Source organism: Guptibacillus hwajinpoensis (assembly GCF_020524165.1).
Lineage (GTDB): Bacteria > Bacillota > Bacilli > Bacillales > Guptibacillaceae > Guptibacillus > Guptibacillus hwajinpoensis_D.
The window spans coordinates 98,869-119,606 of the sequence record NZ_JAIVKU010000007.1; the positions used below are offsets into that span (position 1 = coordinate 98,869).

General features: G+C 39.7%; 21 protein-coding genes and 1 riboswitch. Of the genes, 3 read left to right on the forward strand and 18 right to left on the reverse strand.

From position 1 onward, the window contains the following. Positions 1–19: 19 nt before the first annotated feature. Complete coding sequence (locus LC090_RS19760; RefSeq protein ID WP_226659864.1) at positions 20–673, reverse strand: histidine phosphatase family protein; 654 nt, start codon at positions 671–673, stop codon at positions 20–22. Between the two features lie 270 nt (positions 674–943). On the opposite strand from LC090_RS19760, the gene LC090_RS19765 reads away from it, so the two are divergent. Then, the gene (locus LC090_RS19765) at positions 944–1,939 is read left to right on the forward strand and encodes an LLM class flavin-dependent oxidoreductase (RefSeq protein ID WP_226659867.1); all 996 of its coding nucleotides are present in this window, start codon (positions 944–946) and stop codon (positions 1,937–1,939) included. 102 nt (positions 1,940–2,041) lie between these two features. Here the strand turns inward: LC090_RS19765 and LC090_RS19770 are convergent, their stop codons facing one another. The 8 genes from LC090_RS19770 to LC090_RS19805 form a co-directional block, all read right to left on the reverse strand. Beyond that, positions 2,042–3,121 carry an AI-2E family transporter gene (locus LC090_RS19770; protein WP_226659869.1) on the reverse strand — a complete coding sequence of 360 codons (1,080 nt, stop codon included), beginning with the start codon at positions 3,119–3,121 and terminating at the stop codon, positions 2,042–2,044. A gap of 165 nt (positions 3,122–3,286) precedes the next feature. Then, the gene (locus LC090_RS19775) at positions 3,287–3,817 is read right to left on the reverse strand and encodes an acyl-CoA thioesterase (protein ID WP_425590678.1); all 531 of its coding nucleotides are present in this window, start codon (positions 3,815–3,817) and stop codon (positions 3,287–3,289) included. 78 nt (positions 3,818–3,895) lie between these two features. After that, positions 3,896–4,079: riboswitch (cobalamin riboswitch) on the reverse strand. 142 nt (positions 4,080–4,221) lie between these two features. Next, on the reverse strand, positions 4,222–4,872 hold the full coding sequence (locus tag LC090_RS19780) for a DsbA family protein (RefSeq protein WP_226659875.1): 651 nt from the start codon (positions 4,870–4,872) through the stop codon (positions 4,222–4,224). Positions 4,873–4,876: 4 nt separating this feature from the next. Then, positions 4,877–5,311, reverse strand: coding sequence for a DoxX family protein (locus LC090_RS19785; protein WP_425590679.1), 435 nt, complete (start codon positions 5,309–5,311; stop codon positions 4,877–4,879). A 107-nt stretch (positions 5,312–5,418) separates the two neighbouring features. After that, positions 5,419–5,868, reverse strand: coding sequence for a threonine/serine exporter family protein (locus LC090_RS19790; protein ID WP_226659877.1), 450 nt, complete (start codon positions 5,866–5,868; stop codon positions 5,419–5,421). 15 nt (positions 5,869–5,883) lie between these two features. Then, the gene (locus LC090_RS19795; protein WP_226659878.1) at positions 5,884–6,645 is read right to left on the reverse strand and encodes a threonine/serine exporter family protein; all 762 of its coding nucleotides are present in this window, start codon (positions 6,643–6,645) and stop codon (positions 5,884–5,886) included. 161 nt (positions 6,646–6,806) lie between these two features. Then, entirely contained in the window at positions 6,807–8,192 is a 1,386-nt protein-coding gene (locus tag LC090_RS19800) for a tetratricopeptide repeat protein (protein ID WP_226659879.1), read from the reverse strand. A 157-nt stretch (positions 8,193–8,349) separates the two neighbouring features. Continuing rightward, complete coding sequence (locus tag LC090_RS19805) at positions 8,350–9,285, reverse strand: alpha/beta hydrolase family protein (protein WP_226659880.1); 936 nt, start codon at positions 9,283–9,285, stop codon at positions 8,350–8,352. Between the two features lie 321 nt (positions 9,286–9,606). On the opposite strand from LC090_RS19805, the gene LC090_RS19810 reads away from it, so the two are divergent. Both LC090_RS19810 and LC090_RS19815 read left to right on the forward strand, forming a co-directional pair. Beyond that, positions 9,607–11,025, forward strand: coding sequence for an alanine/glycine:cation symporter family protein (locus tag LC090_RS19810; RefSeq protein ID WP_226659881.1), 1,419 nt, complete (start codon positions 9,607–9,609; stop codon positions 11,023–11,025). A 96-nt stretch (positions 11,026–11,121) separates the two neighbouring features. Beyond that, positions 11,122–11,295 carry a CsbD family protein gene (locus tag LC090_RS19815; RefSeq protein ID WP_226659882.1) on the forward strand — a complete coding sequence of 58 codons (174 nt, stop codon included), beginning with the start codon at positions 11,122–11,124 and terminating at the stop codon, positions 11,293–11,295. A 43-nt stretch (positions 11,296–11,338) separates the two neighbouring features. Here LC090_RS19815 and LC090_RS19820 read toward each other — a convergent pair whose 3' ends face one another. The 9 genes from LC090_RS19820 to LC090_RS19860 form a co-directional block, all read right to left on the reverse strand. Next, positions 11,339–12,439, reverse strand: coding sequence for a toxic anion resistance protein (locus tag LC090_RS19820; RefSeq protein ID WP_226659883.1), 1,101 nt, complete (start codon positions 12,437–12,439; stop codon positions 11,339–11,341). A gap of 18 nt (positions 12,440–12,457) precedes the next feature. Further along, a complete protein-coding gene (locus LC090_RS19825; RefSeq protein ID WP_226659884.1) occupies positions 12,458–14,071 on the reverse strand; it encodes a YceG family protein in 1,614 nt (537 codons plus the stop codon). 167 nt (positions 14,072–14,238) lie between these two features. Next, on the reverse strand, positions 14,239–15,051 hold the full coding sequence (locus LC090_RS19830) for an HAD family hydrolase (protein ID WP_226659885.1): 813 nt from the start codon (positions 15,049–15,051) through the stop codon (positions 14,239–14,241). Beyond that, positions 15,051–16,136: a cysteine protease StiP family protein gene (locus LC090_RS19835; protein WP_425590681.1), complete on the reverse strand. Its 1,086-nt coding sequence runs from the start codon at positions 16,134–16,136 to the stop codon at positions 15,051–15,053. The genes LC090_RS19830 and LC090_RS19835 overlap by 1 nt, the downstream gene beginning before the upstream one ends. Positions 16,137–16,174: 38 nt before the next feature. Further along, the gene (locus tag LC090_RS19840) at positions 16,175–17,518 is read right to left on the reverse strand and encodes a phosphoribosyltransferase family protein (protein WP_369522776.1); all 1,344 of its coding nucleotides are present in this window, start codon (positions 17,516–17,518) and stop codon (positions 16,175–16,177) included. Beyond that, the gene (locus tag LC090_RS19845) at positions 17,445–18,605 is read right to left on the reverse strand and encodes an HpcH/HpaI aldolase/citrate lyase family protein (protein WP_226659887.1); all 1,161 of its coding nucleotides are present in this window, start codon (positions 18,603–18,605) and stop codon (positions 17,445–17,447) included. Before LC090_RS19845 ends, LC090_RS19840 begins: the two co-directional genes overlap by 74 nt. A gap of 80 nt (positions 18,606–18,685) precedes the next feature. Beyond that, entirely contained in the window at positions 18,686–19,411 is a 726-nt protein-coding gene (locus tag LC090_RS19850; protein WP_255648230.1) for a TerC family protein, read from the reverse strand. Positions 19,412–19,499: 88 nt separating this feature from the next. After that, entirely contained in the window at positions 19,500–20,078 is a 579-nt protein-coding gene (locus LC090_RS19855) for a TerD family protein (RefSeq protein WP_226659889.1), read from the reverse strand. Between the two features lie 68 nt (positions 20,079–20,146). Beyond that, positions 20,147–20,728 (reverse strand): TerD family protein, encoded by a 582-nt coding sequence (locus tag LC090_RS19860; RefSeq protein ID WP_226659890.1) that lies wholly within the window; start codon positions 20,726–20,728, stop codon positions 20,147–20,149. Positions 20,729–20,738 lie beyond the last annotated feature (10 nt).

Below are 20,738 nucleotides of genomic sequence, written 5' to 3' on the forward strand. Positions count from 1 at the left end.
GCATCGCTTTTTTCTATCTTCATTTCTTTAGGTGAGCATTCATATTCAAACTACGAATAAGGATATCCTCCCGCTCAATATCCAGAACATTGATTCCCGTATTATCCTGAAAGATACGACGATAGTTCGAGAAAGGCATGCCTAGTATACCTGCAAGGAAGAAACGAATTGTATTGTTATGCGCAACTACGAGCACCGTTTCACCCGGGTGTTTTTCACCAATATCTTTAAAGAAGGCCGATGCTCTTTCATACATTTCACGTGCATTTTCCCCGGTTCGACCCGCTCTTGTTTCCCAAGGATTCTCCATCCAATTATTCCATGAGTCTGGATCTTCTTTTATGAATTCTGCTTTTGATCGTCCTTCCCACTCTCCAAAATCACCTTCATAGATCCGCTCATCTAATTGAATTGGTAAATCTCGTTCTCCTAAGATATGCTGAGCCGTATGATGCGCCCTTACTAATGGGGAGGCGTAGGCTCGATCAAACGCTATCGAGCTGAGAAAATCCCCTGCGCTTTTCGCTTGTGTTACGCCTTCATTAGACAATGCAACATCTGTTCTTCCACAATAAAGGTCTCCTGCCGCATTCCATTCACTCTCTCCATGCCGTATGAGATAAATACGTGTATGTAATTGTTTTGTATTTGTGTCTGAAACATTATGATTCAAAATTTGTTCACTCTCTCCTACAATTTTCTATCCTTCATTATGGCTGGCTGATCATGGAGATGCAAGTATAATCGAAGGTTTCTTCGGACACAAAACTCAGATCGTTTACTGTGCCAGCTGTCTATCCATTATATAGTGGTCTAAAGAGCAGGATTGATAAGGCTTTGACTAAAATCAAAGTCGTCTCACTATACCAACCAAATGTAAAGCGTTAGGATAAAACTAGAATGCTCATACTAATAAAGATATTTGGAAGGAGTTGCAACACGATTGATAAACTTAAGTATTCTTGATCAAGCTCCGATTCCTTCAGGAAGCGATTCTTATCGAACACTGGAAAACACTCGTGATCTCGCTATTTTAGCCGAAAACTTAGGATATAAACGATATTGGTTTGCAGAACACCACAGTACGAAAGGGTTAGCTAGTACAGCTCCAGAGATTATGATGGCCCATATCGCAGCCACAACAAACCGAATCAAAGTAGGGTCTGGAGGAGTTTTACTTCCCCAATATAGTCCATTTAAAGTAGCTGAAAACTTTCGACAGCTAGAAGCCCTTCATCCAGGTCGAATCGACCTTGGTGTAGGACGGTCTCCAGGGGGAACAGCTAAAACGAGACTTGCTTTAACTGACGGCGTAAATAAAAGCTTAAATGAGTTTCCCCGTCAATTGAAAGAGCTTTCTCACTATTTAACTGATTCAATGCCGAGCGGACACGAGTATGCTGGTATTAAAGCAGCACCACAAACGAAGACTCCGCCTTCACTCTGGCTTCTCGGTATGGGAGAAAATAGTGCAAAAAAAGCGGCTGAGTTAGGAATTGGATATGTTTTTGGACACTTCATAAAGCCCGCTCGCGGAGAAAACACGCTAAAAACATACTACCAGTTGTTCAAACCCACTTACTATAGCCCTTCTCCATCAGCTATCATTGCGCTGTTTGTTGTCTGTGGCGAAACCGATGAGCATGCTGAAGAACTTGCTCAAAGTCAGGATCTATGGCTTTTACGTGTTGAAAAAGGGCTCGATAGCCGCGTCCCATCTCTTGAAGAAGCAAAGGAATATCGTTATACTGCTACCGAAAGAGACAGGGTAAATATAAATCGAAAACGAATGATAATCGGTTCACCGTCTACAGTTAAACAGAAAATCGATCAATTAGCCGAGCTTTATCAAACTGAAGAGTTCATGGTACTGACAAACCTACACGACCCGAACGACCGAAAAAATTCATATGAACGCCTAGCAAACATTTATTTATAATTTAATTTGCTACAACTGTATCGTTAATGAACACGAAAACAACTAAGGTAGGTCAACTATGAAAACGCCTCTCTTTCATTAATGAAAGAGAGGCGTTTTCAGTTATTCTGTTAATTCAGATCGATGCCGTATTCGATAGAATTCATAGAAATTCTTAACGATCACCTTAATGACTGAATAAAGCGGAATGGCAATTAGCATTCCAATGAAACCATATAAAGCAGCCGCTACAATTAACAATAAAATAATCGTTAAAGGATGAATGTTTAATCTCTTACCTAGAACCACAGGGGCTACGAGGTTTCCTTCTAACTGTTGAACGACTATTGTAATGATAATCACATACAAGGCTAAAATAGGTTCTTGAGTTAAAGCGATCACTAGAGCAGGAACAACACCAATAATAGGTCCAAAAAATGGAACAACTGCTGTTACCATAACGAATAGTCCTAATATGAGGGCATAAGGCAGACCTATGAGTAAATAGCCTACGTACATCAAGACCCCGTCTACGACTGCTACAATAATTTGCCCTATGATATAGGCAGATAACGTTTCATCAATTTTATGAAGAATCTTTTTCCCTTCACCTTGATGCTTATTAGGGAGATATTTCAGCAGAAATGGACTTAGTTTATGATCGTCTTTAAGGAAATAGAACAGGACAAAAGGCACAATTACAAGAACAGTAGTTGCACTTGTTAGTGCACTCACAACCTGCATCATATGATCACCTAAATTTTGTGTTAAGTTACCCAAATAGCCCGTTGCTTTTTGTCGGAGATTTTCTACTGAAACCATCTTCATATCGTTCTTTTCCATCATTTTTTCTGCTTCTTTTGCTGATTCCTTCAACTTCTCAGGTAATTCCTTTGAAAACTCAGAAACCTGACTTTGAATCGGATTGGCTAGAAACGTAAACCCTGTGTACAAAACACCTGCAATCGCTAAAAATACGATTAATATTGCGGCCAAATCCGACACGTAGGGGATTTTCTTGATTAACTTAACGATCGGCTTAATCGCATAATACAAAAATCCAGCGATAAGCACTGGATAAAACAGTGTACCGATAATGGTTTTTACTGGCTTCAATAAATCTAACTCTGTTAAAAAGAAAAAACATATTAATAATAAAATAATGCCTGTTATATACTTAAAAAAATCATGCTTAATCCACATTGGCCGTCTCCTTTGTTTATTTCATTCCACTCACTCTTATACCACTCATTCATCTTTTCCTAACTTCGATTTCAAAAAAAGTTTATTATTCCAAGTAATTGAGGATGGCGACGCCAATTTCGATTAAGAAAGGAGAAGCAGATCACTCAGCTCCTCCTTTTCATGTTATAATTTGGTTAATATTTCCGCTAAATTCTTACTTGTTACTTTACGGTCCATTCTTTTTTGAGCTCGTTTTCGCGCCAGTTCATTAAGTTGCCTTTCACCTTCTGTTTCTGGTTCAATTCCAGGAACTTGCCTCGGCTTTCCCTCAAGTAAAGCAACAAACGAAATAAAGCACGTTGCTGCTATTCGATTGGCACCTGTCAATAAATGTTCAGCGGTTACTTTCACAAAAACTTCCATAGAACTTTTTCCTGTCCATATGACAAATGCTTCATAATGAATCGAATCTTCTTCGGTAATAGGATGCAAAAACTCAACTGTGTCCATCGATACCGTCACGCACTCTAGACGAGCATGCCTTGTTGCTGCAATTGACGCTAGCATATCCATGTCTGCAAGTAGTTTCCCTCCAAATAAGGTTCCGTGACTGTTCAAATCCGGAGGAAAAATACGACTGCTTTTATAGACTCTTGATTCGCTTACTGTCTTTTTCATAACCTCTCTCCTTCTCCAAAACAATAAAAAATGCATACTCTTAACTTAAGAGCATGCATAACGAATAGGCATCATTTAACCTTCTCGATACACCCCCCTATCATCCGTAGGTCAACCAGTGTTTTAGAAAAGGCAGGTCTCCTGACTCGAAGCTTCTTAGAACGAATACTCCTTCCCTATCATTGATAAGTGGACTAACGCATCGTTTATACTTCTTACAGTGGCGGGACCGCATTGGATTTACACCAATTTCCCTATTATGTACTGGGTTCAGTACACCTTTTCCATATTTATTCAATTGTACCTCTCTATTCTTCACGTTACCCAAATGAAAGTCAATACTGTTTCTTAATCAAACGTTTAATTAACATCAATTTTATTAAACAAACGTTTGATTAACACGATCATAATAAAAAAGACGTCCTAATGACGTCTTCTGTTTATTCATTCGTTGATTCCTCAACCAATTGATTTAGTTCTGATAAACTGCTTCCATCAAAGCGTTTACCATCCACAAATAAGGTAGATGTTTCAGGCACATTGTTCTTCTGGGCATAAGCAATGTCCGCTTTTACTGATTTTTTACCAGCTCCACTTTTATAAGCTTCTACGACCTTATCCGTTTCTTCTTCACTCACTAGGCCACTAAGGATATTTGTGAGAAAGGCGAGCGTTAACTTGTTTTTTCCATCCTGTTGTTCATCATAGACAACATGATGAAATTGCCAGAACACGTCGTTTCCAAGTTCTTGGTAAACCGCTTCAGCAAACTCAGCCGCTCTCGTTGAATCCTCATTTAGAAAAGGATGATGGACAAAATAAAATTTCACTTTACCTGTTGCAATCAATTTCTCTTGAAGCAAAGGAAAAAAAGAGCGATTAAACGATTGACAGGAAGGGCATTTATAATCACCGAATGCAACCAATTCAACTGGTGCCGTCTCTTCTCCGAGAACAGGCTGAGATTCTAATTGAAAACCTTTCGTATCAGCGAATGGCTTAAATCGAAGGCTAATCACCAAAAGAACAAGCACAATTGCTATTATGAAGAAAAACCATCTGACACTGCGTTTTAACTTAGGCTTAGCCATTCACTCACTTCCTTTTTAATCCTTCCGCTTTCTGATCATTATGAAACGACCAGCCTTTTTTCACGAGGTAGGTGGACAGGCTATACGGACCGCCACCGCTTAAAAACAGAGAGAGCGACATCGCTAGAATAGCGATATCTAATTCATATCCGCCAAGCATCCCCGTTGATCTTTTCACAGTCAGAAGTGCACCAATTAGGATCATAGAGAACAGCACGCTAATGAGGCGCGTTCCTATGCCAAGAATCATGAGCACCCCTCCTGCTAATTCAATAACAGCGACAACATAAGCCAGAAATCCAGATATCCCAATTGTTTCAAAGAAAGCTACTGTGTTTGCAATGCCTTCTGAAAACTTTAAATAACCATGAGCAAAAAAGAGCATACCTACGACCAATCGAATTGTTAACAATCCGAGATGGGGATAGGTTTTCATCATTGATCCTCCCCCAGATACTAACATTATTTGACACCGTTCGACAGAGCCATCTGTTTAAACGGTATCATACGGTCTGGATAGATTGCAAAAGGATTACGAACTATTTTTCACTGCTTTTGACGTCTCGTAAGTGTCGAATGACGGATGATTTGGTTAATTACTTCTGAGAATACTAATCCAACAGCAATGGAACCGGAAATCATAAAGGCTTTTGCTGCAAGATTAATGGCATTGTTGTAGTCATTCTGAACAAAATTCCGCATCGCATCATACGCGAGTCCACCAGGAACAAGTGGAATAATACCCGCTACGCTGAAAATAATAACGGGTGTTCGGTACATTTTTGCGAAAACCTGGCTAATAACCGCAATAAAGAAGGAAGCTGTCACTGTTGCAACAACCACATCAATTCCTGATGCTTCCATCACGTAATAAATCATCCAACCGCACATACCCACAAACCCACCTTTAATAAGAGAGGATTTTGGGGCATTAAATAACAAGCCGAAAGCTGCGCTTGCCACAAAGCTCGTTAAAATCTGAGCAATCAATGTCATTTGCTTACTTCCTTTCTACAAAAATGATACAACAAGCGCAATACCCGCACCGATCGCAAACGCTGTTAGAAAAGCCTCTGCTCCTTTTGATAAACCGGAAATGAGATGTCCAGCCATCAAATCTCTTACAGCATTCGTAATTAACAAACCGGGAACAAGGGGCATAACCGATCCAATGATAATTTTATCGAGTTGTTCACCAAGTCCTAATGTAACAAATAAGACAGCAAGAAGACCGATAATAAATGAAGCAAGAAACTCAGAAAAAAACTTAATCGGGACGAGACGATTAAATAGCGTTACGCTATAAAATCCGCCTCCGCCCGCAAGGACTGCAGGCACAAAATCATCCCACTGCCCTTCAAACATAATTAAGAAACAACCACTAGCGACCGATGCAGCTATCAATTGTTTTGGAAAAGTATATCTCTCTGTCATCTTGTCGAGACGATAAAGCTCATTATAAGCTTCTTGAATCGATAGGTCGCCACTACTGATTCGTCTTGAAATGCTATTTACTTTTGTCACCTTATCGAGATCAGTTGTTCGATCTGAGATCCGGATCAACTGTGTTTTGGAAGGCTCAGGACCTTCTATTGAAAAAATAATACCCGTAGGTGTTACGTAACTATTCGAATGAGCTGCACCATAAGCGTCCGCTATTCGCGTCATCGTATCTTCAACCCGATACGTCTCACCACCGTTTTGGAGCATAACCTTTCCCGCTAATAAACACACTTGGATAATGTCATACGCATAACTCGTTTGATTTTCCATACCTCGCTCCTGACAAGCTTAAAATAATCGTATTGATGACACTTAGTTTATATGAATCTGCTATTAATTATCAAATATTAACAAGAATCGCGTCCATCTCTTCCTTTCAATCATTTCGCTGTGCACTAGGAGTAGAAAAAATAGCGCAGGCTGAGCCCGCGCTATTGCTGTGAAATTCTTTGCATCTGTGAATAGATCGACATATACGTATTGGATTCTTCTACCTTTCCCATCTCCCGGTAAACTTTCGTTAACCATTGCACTGGAGTTGGGTCAGTTGGATGAAGCTCCATCTCCCAATCGAAACAGGTGATCGCTTCATCATATTGTTTCATTTTATGGTAAAGCTTGCCTAGCTGAAATTGCTTATCCGGATCGTCCTGAATCTCTACCATCGTTTGCACAGTGGATAATATAGATAGATCCTGGTTTTTCTCCATAAAAGGCTTCACCCAGCTATAGACGTAACTTAAACCAAATTCATGGAGCATTCTAGGGATAAGCGCATGGAGCAAACCGTCCAAGTAAGAGCGATTGTCCTTAAGTTCGAGCAAGCTTTGGAGAGATGTGAATTCAATAGACGTAATCGGGATACTGTCATCTTGAAACGCTTGAAGTAAAAGCTCATATTCACTTTGCGCAATCGATCCCTGTCTTTGTGATAGTAAGTGAATCGCTTCGCTTGTTTTATTTAAATAAATGAGTGCTTCAAAAGCGTTTTTTCTGAGTGGTAAATGGTGAGGTGCTTCAGCATACAGTAACCAAAGCAAACGGGCTCTTTCAGATTCTGAGAGCGATACATGTATAAGTTTTTGTGGATCCACGTTCTCCTCAACAGGAGAATGGAGAAAAAGATGGAGTCGTAGTGCGGATAGCTCAATCAAACGTTTTTCTTTACGATAAAGCGATTCAAGATAAGTCTGATTCAACTTCAAATCATCGAAAGCCTGAATTTCAGCAAACAGGGGGTCTGCCTCTACAAGCTCATTGTGGTTTCCTTCATATATGCTACGGATTGTTTGATATTCTAACTTGCGGGCCAGTTCGAGCGCCCATTTATTTGTCGGTTCATAATGGAGCATGGTAGCTAAAATTTGAAACGCTAAGCGCATTTGTCCGTTTCGTCGATAATCGTAGAAGTGCTTTCGCATTAACTTTATAATCGTTTCTTTGGAAAGAAATGAGTCGAAATAAGAGAAAATAAAGGATGTTTCTTGAGGAGTGTAACGGTTTTGAACAGATTGAAAGACTTGCTTTGTGGATTTAAGAAGAAATGTTCGATCAGATAAAAAATGATCAATAAGCGGATGTGATGCATGAAGAACGATCCCTTTTTGAAATGCTTTTTCAATGAGAGAATCACTCTTTACTTCGGCCGTTTTGCCAGTAATAAAATCGTCTTTATAGAAAAATAGATAGAATTTACTTCCGTTCGCCTTCTCTGCTTCAAGAATTTTCATTCTGTGATGAATCGCAAGGCGTTCAACACGTAATTGGACTTGTCGTTGATTCGAGATGACAGTAACACTTTGAGGTTGCTCGATCATTGAAATCCCTCCCGGGCAGAGCTGAATTTAATACCTTCCACCTATATTCTACCACTCTGTTGCACAGGAATAAAGCGAACAATCCTTCCTTGCCTATAGAGATTCCTAATAAAGTATTCTAAGAGAGGCGAGCCTCCCTTGGAATATGCTTTTCCTTTTAGTGCTTTCTTAGCCAGTCTGATACCAGCTGCTTTAATTCAGGATCGATCGGTTGCTTTACTTGATTTTTATAATCATTCATAATACTCGAGAACCGATCAGGTACCTCTGTTTTGCGCAATAAGTGTGTGACGTCAGGGAGAATATGACTTTCACACTCCCCTTTTACAAGGTTGCACACAACTTCTGCCTGCTCACTTTTTACCTGAACGTCTTTCATACCCGATATTGTGAGAACAGGGCAGTCTATTTTTGTTAAATATTCACGAACATCAAAATGTTCGTGTTCTCTGTTCCATTTTGCATTTATTTTCTGACCATTATAGTGAATGACATCGGCATCTGTACCCTTAATTTTTTCCGTCAATTTTTCATTCATTTTATCGAGCTTTTGATCAGCCTTAATTAATCGAAGCAACCACCCTTGAAAACCGTCGATCGTTTGCATATCTCTTTTCATTTGTTCTCGTTGCCAGGCAGTGGTTTCACCAAGGGGCTCTGCAGATGGAGATAAAAGAATCATTCCCTGTACTGGCACACGATCATGAACAACCGGTGCTACTAAGCAACCTTCACTATGACCAAGAAGGAAGATTCGATTTTCATCAATGCTTCTATGAGATTTAACAAAATTAACGACAGCTACAGCGTCCTCAATAAAATCAAAAAATCCCGCTTTATAATAATCTCCTTTACTCTCACCAACTCCCCGCTTATCATAACGGATCGTTGCAAAACCTTCTTCATTCGAAAGTGCTGCCATTTCTTTAAATGTATTCATTTTTAGTTTTTTTGCATTTTCGTTACGATCGATAGGACCGCTACCGTGAATCATTATAACAGCAGGATACTGCTCCCCACTTCCAGAAGGTAAAGAAAGAGTCGCACTAATTTGATTTTCGCTTTCAATAATCACATCACATTCTACCATCATAAAACTCCTTTTTATAGATGATCAGTAGTCTTAATAGGTTGTCTTTCATTATACCTTACTCTTTGAGGATAATAGAAAGACTGTTATATTTTATGATGTTAGATTATCTAACATCATTAATCACTAATCTCACTAAAAACATGTATAATGGGTTTTTGTGCAACAGATTCTAACGTAATGTTGTTATTGTCAGAAAATACCGTATTTTTTCCATTTTTTTTAAAAAGATTCCTTGCTCGCGTTAGATTCTGAACAAATAAGGGAAGTGTGATACTATCTCTCATTCCTCTTTCCTAAATCTTTTATAGAAGGGACTTACATATGGATATTCTAAAAACGATTGTTGATGCCGGTAACGAACTGATCTGGTCGAATGTCTTAATTGTTATTCTTATTGGTGTCGGATTGTATTTTACGATTCGCTCACGCTTTGTTCAATTTCGCCTTTTTGGTGAAATGTTCCATGTGTTAGCTGAAAAAGACACGATGAAAGGAAGAAAAAACTCAGTCTCGAGTTTACAAGCTTTCTTTATTAGTACGGCATCCCGTGTCGGGACTGGAAACCTTGCCGGCGTAGCCTCTGCCGTAAGTATCGGTGGGCCAGGTGCTGTTTTCTGGATGTGGGTTATTGCCCTACTCGGTTCTGCAAGTGGATTTGTTGAAAGTACACTTGCCCAAATCTATAAAGTTCGTGATGGCGATGACTTTAGAGGTGGCCCTGCTTACTATATGCAGCGCGCGCTAAATGCTAGATGGTTAGGAATCATTTTCGCTGTCTTAATTACGTTCAGTTTCGGGCTTGTATTTAACTCTGTTCAATCAAACACGATTGCCCTTGCCTTTGAAAATTCATTCGATGTCAATCGATGGGTATTGGGTGCGATCTTGACCGTGGCAACTGCTATTATTATTTTCGGTGGTGTTCGTCGAATTGCAGTTGTTTCACAAATCATCGTTCCAATAATGGCTGGAATTTACGTCATCGTTGCGGCTTTTGTTCTAATCGTAAACTTTACTGAAATCCCTGCAATGATTGCACTTATTTTCCAACACGCATTTGGATTTAAAGAAGTGACTGGAGGCGGAGTTGGAGCAGCAATGCTACTAGGTATTAAACGTGGCCTCTTCTCTAACGAAGCCGGTATGGGTAGTGCACCAAACGCAGCTGCTACTGCAGACGTTTCTCACCCGGTAAAACAGGGTCTGATTCAGGCGCTTGGTGTGTTCGTTGATACGCTACTGATTGCAACAGCTACAGCCTTTATGATTCTAATGTCAGACGGTTATGTTGACTCAAAACTAGATGGCGTCCAACTGACACAAGAAGCAATGAACCAGCATTTAGGCAGCGGGGCTGGAATCTTTGTTGCTGTCGCCGTTCTTTTATTCGCTTTTAGTTCAATTATTGGGAACTATTATTATGGTGAAACAAATATTGAATTTATTAAATCAAGCAAAACTGCCCTTCTTATTTACCGACTCGCCGTGCTCGCTATGGTAATGTTCGGTGCGAAAGCCGGTTTCGGTATCGTATGGGGCATGGCCGATCTTTCCATGGGTCTTATGGCCCTTCTTAACTTAATCGTTATCTCGATTATTGGTAAAGTTGCCTTTGTGGCTCTTAAAGATTATCGAGAGCAGCGTAAAGCTGGGAAAGATCCACAGTTTTATGCCGATACGATTAAAGGCTTAAAATCGGATATATGGACGAATAAGCCAGTGAAAGACAAATCCAACTAAATGACTATTTTTCACCCCATGAAGGAAATGCCAGTTTGGCAACTCCTTTCATGGGGTATTTTCTTTTATAGAAACAGGAAAGGAGCGGTTTATCTTATGAGTAATAATAAAGGGTTAAGTGACAAAGTAAAAGGTGCTGTTTCCAAAACAAAAGGTGAAGTAAAAGATCAGATTGGGAATGCAAAGAATGACCATCGTCTTCAAGAAGAAGGAAAGCGAGATAAGTCGAAAGGCGAATATCAGGATCGTAAGGGAAATTTAAAAAATTAACAAAAAGGAAAGGAGAGCCGCTTTGCTCTCCTTTCCTTTTTGTTTAGGATCGACCTGAATTATTTCCGATCTTCTTCATATTATCTTGGAGTTCTAAAATACGCTTCGTACCTTCATCTCGCAGACGTTTATTCTCGTCCTCTATCGCACGCGTTTCTTCCATCCCTTTGACGATTGTGTTCCAGGATTCCTCAATCGTTTCTATCTTCACACTTGGTCTTCCTGACAATTTCGCAATCTCAACACTTTGATTTGAGATATTCTGCGCATTGTTTTTCAACATTTCATTTGTACGACGATCCAACTCATTCATAGAGTCAGCAACAAGCTTTTGACGCTTTGCTGTTACAGCTTGTATGACACCATTTTTGAAAACGGGGATTGTAATAATAAACGCTGAATTGATCTTTCCGATTAGCTTTGTATTTCCTCGTTGTAGCAGACGAATTTGTGGAGCGGTTTGAATCGCAACCATTCTCGCCATTTCAAGATCATATATTCGTTCTTCAAGCGTCTGAATGGCATTATTCAACGTATCCAGTTCCATCTGAGCCATTTGATCTCCAGCATTAACCTTTTGTTGAATAGCGGGGACTTTGTCTTGAAGCTCTTCTAGCTTAATCTGCCCTGCAACGACGTATTTCTCCAACTCGACATAATAGTTTAGATTATGCTGATACATTTCATCTAGCGTACCTGTTGACCGTGACATTTCATCTTTATACTTCGAAATTTCAACATGTACTTTTTCAATTTCTCCACCAAGCGTTTGATATTTACCAAAAATCTTTTCAACCATATCGTTGCCTTTTTTGAAGAACTTCGAAAGGAATCCTGTTTTTGGTTCTTCGAAATCTTTTTTATCAAACCTGTCCATAATTTTTCCGAGCTGCTTCAGCATCTCGCCAGAATCTGTAACGCTCGTTGTGCGCATCATCGATAATATTTTATCGGAGAACTTCGAGATCTCAACAGCAGGTTCTTTCCCAAATTCAAGTAAAGCCATTTGGTCTCTTACATCAATTTCACCAGCAAGCTTCTGAACTTCTTGCTCTTCGCGAAGTTTCAGCCGAACATCTTCTGCCTTAGCTTCTGTGATCTCTTCATTTTTATCAAGCGTTGTTAAACTTGTATCATTCGTCATCGACGATCACTCCCCTAATTATAATTTAATGGATTTAAACAGCTTACGAAAAACGGAAGGTTCCTTAAAATCTTGACGATATGCCATTTCTTCTAACCAGTGAATATCAAACTGATTGGAATCTATATAGCGCTCAATGCACTGGTGTCCAGGTGGATTATATAAAATAATATCGATTCCAAATTCATTTAGCAGGTGTAAGACCGCTGCATCTGATCGAGACAGCGTTCCGTTCATTTCCGTATTATATAAAACAACTTTCGGGACTTCCTGAGAATAATCAAACGTTTGCATTAAATGAACAAACTCATCAGGAATTTTGGTTGTTTGTGAGAAAAGGTAAAGTTTTATCTCTTCTTCTGACTCATGGCCTTCAGGAAGTAGCTTAGGATTGCTACACATTCTCGAAATCGCCTGTCCAATTGCCTTCTGTGTTTCATTTGGCAAGTGCTTATACTGCCACCAGTTTCCCTGCATCATGATTTCCGGATCCAGTACATTTTCTTGATTCAAGGCATGCTGATAATGAAACTTCTGGTTTGCTCGTGTTTCCTGGGTGAAAGGGAATTGACGAATCATAACAGTTGATTTTGTTTCGCTTATATCTTGAAGTCTGTTCCAATATTCCTTCTTATTCTCGGAAACTCCCATAATTTTGGCGAATAACGAAGGGATATGAACGGTTCCGTTTTCTACTTTGAAACTTGGCCGAATGAATGCTTTTTCCTTTGCAATTAAAAACAGTTCATCATAGGTAGTTTTTAATGTGACGGACTTTGGAGCATAACTTCTTAATTGCCATGGTTTAAACAATTGTGACCCTTCATGATGAAGGACCGTCTCCATTTCTTTCGTTGCTCGATAGGCGACAGTAGAACGTCTTTCCGGCTTTTCAATCGGAAAAGGTTCAAGCTTAGTGGTTGCAGGAAGTTTACGCTTCTCCATTAATTCTCCATCAGGATCAAGCTCATAAAACGAATCAATGCCTTCAGGATGAAAATAAAGCACATCACAACCTAGCTCTACTAAATAAAGCAAGAAATATTGCTGACTTGTTGTAGCCTCTCCGTACCATACAACCCCTGGCATTTTTATTTCAAACTCAGTTTCTGCTAGCCACGGATCGAGATGATTCCATGTCCATTTCACTAAATCAACAAGAACTCGACGGAATTCAGGATGACTAAAACCGCCTTGATGTCGTTTTTCAAAAAGCTCAAGGATTGCTATTAATGATTTTCGCACATGGCGATGTAACGCCGGATTCTGATGAGAAGGAATAAGCTTAGCGCCTTCTAAGAATGCAACGAATCGATTCGCAGAGAGACCGTTTTCCTTTTGGTTGATCGCATGAATCGATTGAATCGATTGAAGTCGTTCAGGGCTTATCACTTTATTTAATTCTTCACTTAACACGTGAATCTCGTTTGACTTATACAGTTCGTGTAATTGTAGAAAATAGTCGTTCTCATCATAGTAGCTTCCCAAGAATCGTCCCACTATTTGTGTAATCCTTAACTCTTTTCCATTTTCATAAGAATCCCGCTCTGGAAACGACTGAAATAGTCGTTCTTTTAAATCATCATCATCAAGCGATGCTTTCTTGATCAGAATTTGATCATAGTGACTCATGATGTTTTCCCCGCTTTCTCATTCCTTTCCGGAGGATGGCCAATTAGGATCAAGCCTCCTTACATTCATACGATTTTTAGTATAGCGCGTTCGTTTAGCGTGGTCGCAGTCTTTGTCTCAATATAACATTTTCTATCTTTCAGAATAACATACTATTTCTTCCATGCTTAACTGTTTTGTTCTGAAAGTAGCTTGCTTAACGACAAGTCTTCCGTAATGGATAACAGAATCTCGTCTGAAGCAGCCATTCCATGTGCTTCTGTTTTATGTAAATTTGGATAGCTTTCAAGAACTTCACCATGCGACGGAACAAATCCCTTGTCCCCATACTTAATAAGTTCATAGTCTAATAGGGAGTCTCCTGCTGTATAAACATAAGAAAGCCCTAGCTCATCCTTCAAATATTCAACCGCTTTCCATTTGTTTACTGGATTTGGAACAAAGTAAAGCTTTCTTCCCTGAAGACTCGGTTGCCAACCTTGCTCACGCGCCCATTCAAACAAAGCAGAAAGTTCTTCTCGTGACACTTGATCACGTCGAATAATGAGATAAACAAAGAGATAATCTGCCTGGCGAATGCGATCCACCCAGTTCCCTGTAATTAGAGCCTCTAGTTGACGTATAAAAACAGGAAGAGATAAGCACGTCTCTAGGGATGCTTTTAACTGATCTGACCATCCCTTTACAACTTTCCCATCTTTTAAAATATGGCCTCCATTACTTGTCACAGCATACTCTGGTTGAATGGTATGTTGAAACAGCGTAATTCGTTGGTATTGTTCAATCGTTCTCGTTGTAACAGGAATAAAGAAGATTTCATTATTCAATTGTTGCAAAGCTTTACGTGAATAACTCGAAATATAAGAAATGTCTTTTCCATCAAGCGTTTCAATCAAATGAACTTCTGGCACAGCACCAGGCTCAATCATTCGATGAGAATAAATTAAGGTGCGATCTAAATCGCTCGCAAATGCTCTCATTATTCTTTCTCCATTGGCTGAATAAGTCCACAGCATGAGTAAGACATAGAAGAGTACTCTTCTATTGGTACGCCCCGATCCCTTGCTAAAATCAAAATATGTTCAAGGTTCATTTCAGCGTTTGGATGAACGAGGATCTTCCATGGTACCCGTCGCAGTAAAACTCTCGTTGTTTCTCCAACACCTGGTTTAATGAGGTGATGATTCGTTATACCAAAATCGCGCTGAATATTCTCAATTGATTCTAGTCCTTTCCACTCAGGCTTCCGTTTCTGCTTCGTAATCGCTTCTACTCTGCTTTTCACGTCGTTATCTATAAAAGGAAACTGACTGCAAATCGTATCAATATACAAATTTGATACATCTTCTGAAGCAAGCTCAGCGTAGTATTTCGCTCCATGAAAATCCCCTTCATGAATCCAGCGGTTATTTAACACAGTGCGACTTACAAGTCCTGAAACAGTTGAATTTAAACAGGCGCTTGGAATAAGAAAATCTTCCCTGGTACCAAATAGAGAAGAACAGTCTCCAGGATCAGCTAAAACAGCTAACTCACTGGATAGATTCGCCCCCGTCAATTTATTGAATTCAGAAACCGACTTCGTTAATTCGTTTGTAATCGCTCCTTTACCCGTCCAACCATCAATAAATGAAATCGAAGAGCCAGGATGTTTATTTAAAATATATCGAAGTGCTTCCTCGTCAATCCCTCTATCGCGAATAATTGAAATGCTGTAATGAGGGAAATTTTGATCGTACTTATAAGCAAGATAGCGTTTGATCAAAACTCCGATTGGCGTTCCTGCTCGAGCTAAAGAAACCAGTACGGTTTGAAACCCTCTTTCCGCTACAATTTGTTCGGCTACCACGCCTACGGCTACGGCGACTTTATGTTTTGTTTCCTCAAGTGAAGCGTAAAACAGCTTCATGTATTCTTCGGTCGGCTTATATTCAATTGGTAGCATCTCTGAATAGTGAGTTCCTTGTTGAATCGCTTGCTCTCTCTCATCTGTGCTTTTTTCCATCGTTATCTCTGATAAATCTTTTAAAAGAAAAGTGACATCTTGCTCAGGATAGCTTCCCATTCTAGTAATCTGTGCAGTCAATTCATTCATTCCTTTCTTCACGAACACGTTACGATATAAACCGTTTTAATTTCTCGCTCATTTAATAATGTAGCGATCTCCATAACATTCTCATCTGACACACGTTTTTCAAAGAAAACAAAGACCTCATCATATTCACCTTTTGGAATGTTATAAACATAGTGTTGAATAGCTTGATCTTCTGGGTTTTGAAAAGTGAAGCCCTCTGTAATGGCATAATTATCAAGATTAACGGGTTGGATAGGACTTCTCGTAGTAGAATGATAGGAGATATCTCCCTCCAAGTAAGAGGCAATCTTCATTGGAATGTACATAAACTCGCCCGTTCCAAGACATAATGTTTTTCCACCAAGTGGTTCTTTGTTTAAAAGCTTCGAAGCCTTCTGACATGATTCTTCTATCACTGCTTTATCCGCTTCGTTAATGCCAAACCTCCCACTATAAGAAAGGTAGCCATTCTCGGGTAAGGATCGAAACTCCGATGAAAGGTTAATTCGATGAAAAAACGGTTCTACAGTTGAAGCTTCAATTGAATAAAAGTCATTGATTGGGCGTTCAAGTGGATGGCCTTCAAACGCAATCGTCCCTTTAAGTAGTGATTCGACTCGGATCGTTATGCCTAGCTGTTTCTCCAATGCCTGATATTGTTCCATATGTTCTTCCGATCGCCAATCCAATAAAGAAAGAACAACGTAATGCTCGCGAGGGTATTTAGCGTGAAGCTCGTGAATAATGTTAAGACATGTTTTGCCCGTCGTAATTTCATCATCCACCAATATGATGGGATTCGGTTTCTCAAGGATCGAGCGATTGGCATAACAGCGCTGGTCTACAGCATGAGAGTGTTCTTCTTTAAAGTTGAACTCTGGTACAAGATCACCTACATTCTCTCGGGTTGTGTGGATATAATAACCCTGTTGAAAGCAATCAAATACTCCATGACCAAGGGCTGTGGCCGTTTCAGCAAATCCAATGACAATCGGAGGTTCTTGAAGAGCAAGGGAGTTCCTTCGCAACATTTCGTAAGCTCTTTGAATGTCTTCGTTTTGATCACTTAAAAATCCATCTCGAATTTCTAAAAGGTGATTAACTGAGTGCCCTGTGACCCGTTCATAATAAGTAGAAGCAAGCAGTCCTGAAGCAAGCAGTGGTTTATAAGGATTAACCGGAAGATGCTTGCCAAGTATTTTGCTAACAAATAAAAAACCGCGTTTTTTATTGATGCGCGCTGCCATATTGAAGAACTCCGAGATTGGAAGATCTAACGCATTTTGAGTAATTTCAAGATTAACGTTCATATCCGACAGGATCGGAATATGGTATTGTTTCGGTAAGCATTTTGAAGAAATTGTACTTGTCATGATACACCCCATAGATCAATGATTTCGTCATAACTTTCACTGCCCACTTATAATGTGGCTTAATCTCATTCATTTTGTTTTGAGAGTTACTTTTTAGAACTCCAATATCTCCATTTGCATTCTCAAGGATACTAATCGCATCCAGGTACTCTTCCTTTGATACAACATTTACGCTTTGAACAACGTTAAGGTGTGAGGGATGAATAACCGTTTTTCCGATTAAACCATTCGTTAAATCAAGTAAGGTCTCATTTAATAGTCCAGTATTATAATCAGAGATGTTCTGATCTCCTCGCTCTCTTAATTCCTGGCGACTATTGAAATATTCCCAAACTGGACCAGAAACCACAAAGCTTCTCCCAAAATAGTTGACCACATCTGCTATAAAATCTCTCATAACAGAAATATCATAAATCGTTGATTGTGCACTGCGGCGAATCCCATAAAGTCCACAAAGGTCTGTCGCCCCGATCCGTACATTTAGGATGGAAGATTCGTATTCTTTGAACAGCAATGAAAGAGAGTGGAATTCCGTGTAGCGAGTTTCCTTATAAAAAAGTTCTGGAGACTCTAATATTGGCATGCCGTAAAGCCGCGTTCCCGCTGTTTTTTCCACATCTCGTAAAGTATGTAAGTACTCTCTACCATTACTTGTTGTGAACTTAGGAAACACAAATCCTGTTAAATAAAGAATAGAAGTTCCTAATTTTCTTGCCACTTCTTTTAATTGATTGGAAGAGCGGACGCGAATAAATAAGAGAGGTAAGTTCTCCCAATTCAGTCGCTCTTGTAGCATCGCATCTTCAATAGCCGATAGATGGTCTACGGTTTGGTCAATTGCCTCCTCTACACAGTTGTCTCCGATTGCATCTTCAAGATCGAGAACGATCGTGACCACTTCTTTGTACTTTTGTTGAATCACCATAGTGGCAATGTCTTTTCGAATGGCAGGCATATACAAAGCAGCCCCTACCGCATAGGCGAGCTGTTCACGAGCTACATGTTTGTGGATTGGAGATGGTTTCTTAAAGAAAATATGCTCTTTTTGTATCGGTGATAGGTATTGAAAATATTCCAGCTTCTTCACCCCCTATGATCTTTTATATCAAAATTTTGGTTTCATTGTATAAAAAAGAAGGAGAGCACCCGCGTCTCCTCCTCTTTCTGCTATTCGTTCTCTTTTGCTGAAGCTGTTTCTTCTGCGTAAGGACGATTTCGGTTATTAATGTAATGAACAACAAATGTTCCAAGGAAAGCAAGAACAATGATCCCAAAGAAAGCTACGTGAGGAATTTCAATGTGGAACACGCTCAGGAACATCTTCACTGAAATAATGGCAATTAATACAAATGCTGTATTTTCCATTTCAGGTACTTTTTCAATCAATTTAAGGAATACACCCGCAACAGTTCTCATAAGAAGAATACCAATCATTCCTCCAAGAAGCAGTACCCAAACTTGTTCTGAAATGGCTAATGCCGCTAGGATACTATCAGCAGAAAACGCGATATCCATTAATTCTACTGAAATAACAGTAGCCCAGAACAACCCGAATGTACGTACAAGCCAGGTATCTTTTTTCATACCCTCTGTGCCTTCTTCTCCACCTTTACTTCTGAAGTGTTGAATCACAATCCAGGCAAGGTATGCCGCACCGAAGACTTTTATCCACCAAAATTTAATAAGGTACATCCCGATCCCAATAAATAAGAATCGGAAGAAATAAGCGCCTATTAAACCATACGTTAACGCTTTTCTACGCTTTTCTGGGGGAAGGTGTTTTACCATAACGGCAAGAACGAGTGCGTTATCAGCTGATAACAACCCTTCCAGAAGAACCAATGTACCAATAAGCCCCCATGCAACAGGGTCCGTTAAAACTTCTCCCCACATTTCCCAATCAAAGAAAGAGGCATATGTGTTTAGAATTTCTTGTAAGATTTCCACTTGATGTTTCCTCCTAATGTCAACTAGCTAAGCCTTAAACCTCAAGGCCATAATTTCTGCAAAGCGAAGCAAGGCCACCTGAGAACCCACTTCCGATTGCGTTAAACTTCCATTCATTCCCGTGGCGATACAGTTCACAAACGACAACAGCCGTTTCTATTGAAAAGTCTTCACCAAGGTCAAAGCGCAACAGCTCTTCTCCTGTTGATTCATCCGCTAGACGAACAAAAGCATTGGATACTTGTCCAAAGTTTTGATGACGTGATTCCGCATCATGAATTGTAACGGTAATCCCGATTTTATCAACATGAGCTGGAATTTTTGAAAAATCCACGATCAGCTGCTCATCGTCTCCATCACCCTCACCAGTGCGGTTGTCACCTGTATGAATAACTGATTTGCTTGGATGCTCTAAGTTGTTATAAAAAATGAAATCTAGATCATCTTGACAACGATTATTGACATCTACTAGAAATGCAGATGCATCTAAATCAAAGTCTGATCCACCTTGATATTTGTTCGTATCCCAACCAAGTCCAATAAGTCCTTTAACGAGTCCAGGATTCGTTTTTGTTAAGTCAATTCTCTGCCCTTTAGATAGTTGAATGCCCATTATGATCCCCCAATTCGCGTTTATATTGGAATGGCAAGAGGGAACGTCCCTCTTGCCAAAAGAAGAATTTATCCGACTTGCAAACCAAAATCAGTTGCAATTCTAGCAAGTCCACCTTGATAACCTGAACCAACTGCAGAGAATTTCCACTCGCCGTTATGACGATAAAGTTCCCCTACAATGATTGCCGTTTCAATTGAGAAATCTTCTCCAAGATCGTAACGAATGAGCTCTTCGTTTGAATCTTCGTTAAGGATGCGAACAAATGCATTTGATACTTGGCCAAAGTTCTGATTACGTGATTCTGCATCATGAATTGTGATAACAAATGAGATCTTTTCGACTTGAGCAGGTACATCTTGAAGGTGAACTTTTACTTGCTCGTCATCTCCTGAACCTTCACCTGTACGGTTATCTCCTGTATGAACAACAGAACCGCCGCCGCCTTCTGTCTGATTGTAGAAAACAAAATCTTTATCAGATGAGCATTTACCGTTACTATCTAGTAGGAAAACACTTGCATCAAGGTCAAAGTCATTACCGCCATCGTATTTATTTGTGTCCCAGCCAAGTCCTACAATAACTTTTGATAGACCTGGATTCGTTTTCGTTAAATCTACTTTTTGTCCTTTAGATAATGATACAGCCATGCTAGTCAGC

What these genes read in the sequence shown, in the direction of transcription:
- LC090_RS19770 (WP_226659869.1), bottom strand. Translation starts at nt 3,121, where the DNA reads ATGTGGATTAAGCATGATTTTTTTAAGTATATAACAGGCATTATTTTA.
- LC090_RS19775 (WP_425590678.1), bottom strand. Translation starts at nt 3,817, where the DNA reads ATGCATTTTTTATTGTTTTGGAGAAGGAGAGAGGTTATGAAAAAGACA.
- LC090_RS19780 (WP_226659875.1), bottom strand. Translation starts at nt 4,872, where the DNA reads ATGGCTAAGCCTAAGTTAAAACGCAGTGTCAGATGGTTTTTCTTCATA.
- LC090_RS19785 (WP_425590679.1), bottom strand. Translation starts at nt 5,311, where the DNA reads ATGATGAAAACCTATCCCCATCTCGGATTGTTAACAATTCGATTGGTC.
- LC090_RS19790 (WP_226659877.1), bottom strand. Translation starts at nt 5,868, where the DNA reads ATGACATTGATTGCTCAGATTTTAACGAGCTTTGTGGCAAGCGCAGCT.
- LC090_RS19795 (WP_226659878.1), bottom strand. Translation starts at nt 6,645, where the DNA reads ATGGAAAATCAAACGAGTTATGCGTATGACATTATCCAAGTGTGTTTA.
- LC090_RS19800 (WP_226659879.1), bottom strand. Translation starts at nt 8,192, where the DNA reads ATGATCGAGCAACCTCAAAGTGTTACTGTCATCTCGAATCAACGACAA.
- LC090_RS19805 (WP_226659880.1), bottom strand. Translation starts at nt 9,285, where the DNA reads ATGATGGTAGAATGTGATGTGATTATTGAAAGCGAAAATCAAATTAGT.
- LC090_RS19810 (WP_226659881.1), top strand. Translation starts at nt 9,607, where the DNA reads ATGGATATTCTAAAAACGATTGTTGATGCCGGTAACGAACTGATCTGG.
- LC090_RS19815 (WP_226659882.1), top strand. Translation starts at nt 11,122, where the DNA reads ATGAGTAATAATAAAGGGTTAAGTGACAAAGTAAAAGGTGCTGTTTCC.
- LC090_RS19820 (WP_226659883.1), bottom strand. Translation starts at nt 12,439, where the DNA reads ATGACGAATGATACAAGTTTAACAACGCTTGATAAAAATGAAGAGATC.
- LC090_RS19825 (WP_226659884.1), bottom strand. Translation starts at nt 14,071, where the DNA reads ATGAGTCACTATGATCAAATTCTGATCAAGAAAGCATCGCTTGATGAT.
- LC090_RS19830 (WP_226659885.1), bottom strand. Translation starts at nt 15,051, where the DNA reads ATGAGAGCATTTGCGAGCGATTTAGATCGCACCTTAATTTATTCTCAT.
- LC090_RS19835 (WP_425590681.1), bottom strand. Translation starts at nt 16,136, where the DNA reads ATGGGAAGCTATCCTGAGCAAGATGTCACTTTTCTTTTAAAAGATTTA.
- LC090_RS19840 (WP_369522776.1), bottom strand. Translation starts at nt 17,518, where the DNA reads ATGACAAGTACAATTTCTTCAAAATGCTTACCGAAACAATACCATATT.
- LC090_RS19850 (WP_255648230.1), bottom strand. Translation starts at nt 19,411, where the DNA reads ATGTGGGGAGAAGTTTTAACGGACCCTGTTGCATGGGGGCTTATTGGT.
- LC090_RS19855 (WP_226659889.1), bottom strand. Translation starts at nt 20,078, where the DNA reads ATGGGCATTCAACTATCTAAAGGGCAGAGAATTGACTTAACAAAAACG.
- LC090_RS19860 (WP_226659890.1), bottom strand. Translation starts at nt 20,728, where the DNA reads ATGGCTGTATCATTATCTAAAGGACAAAAAGTAGATTTAACGAAAACG.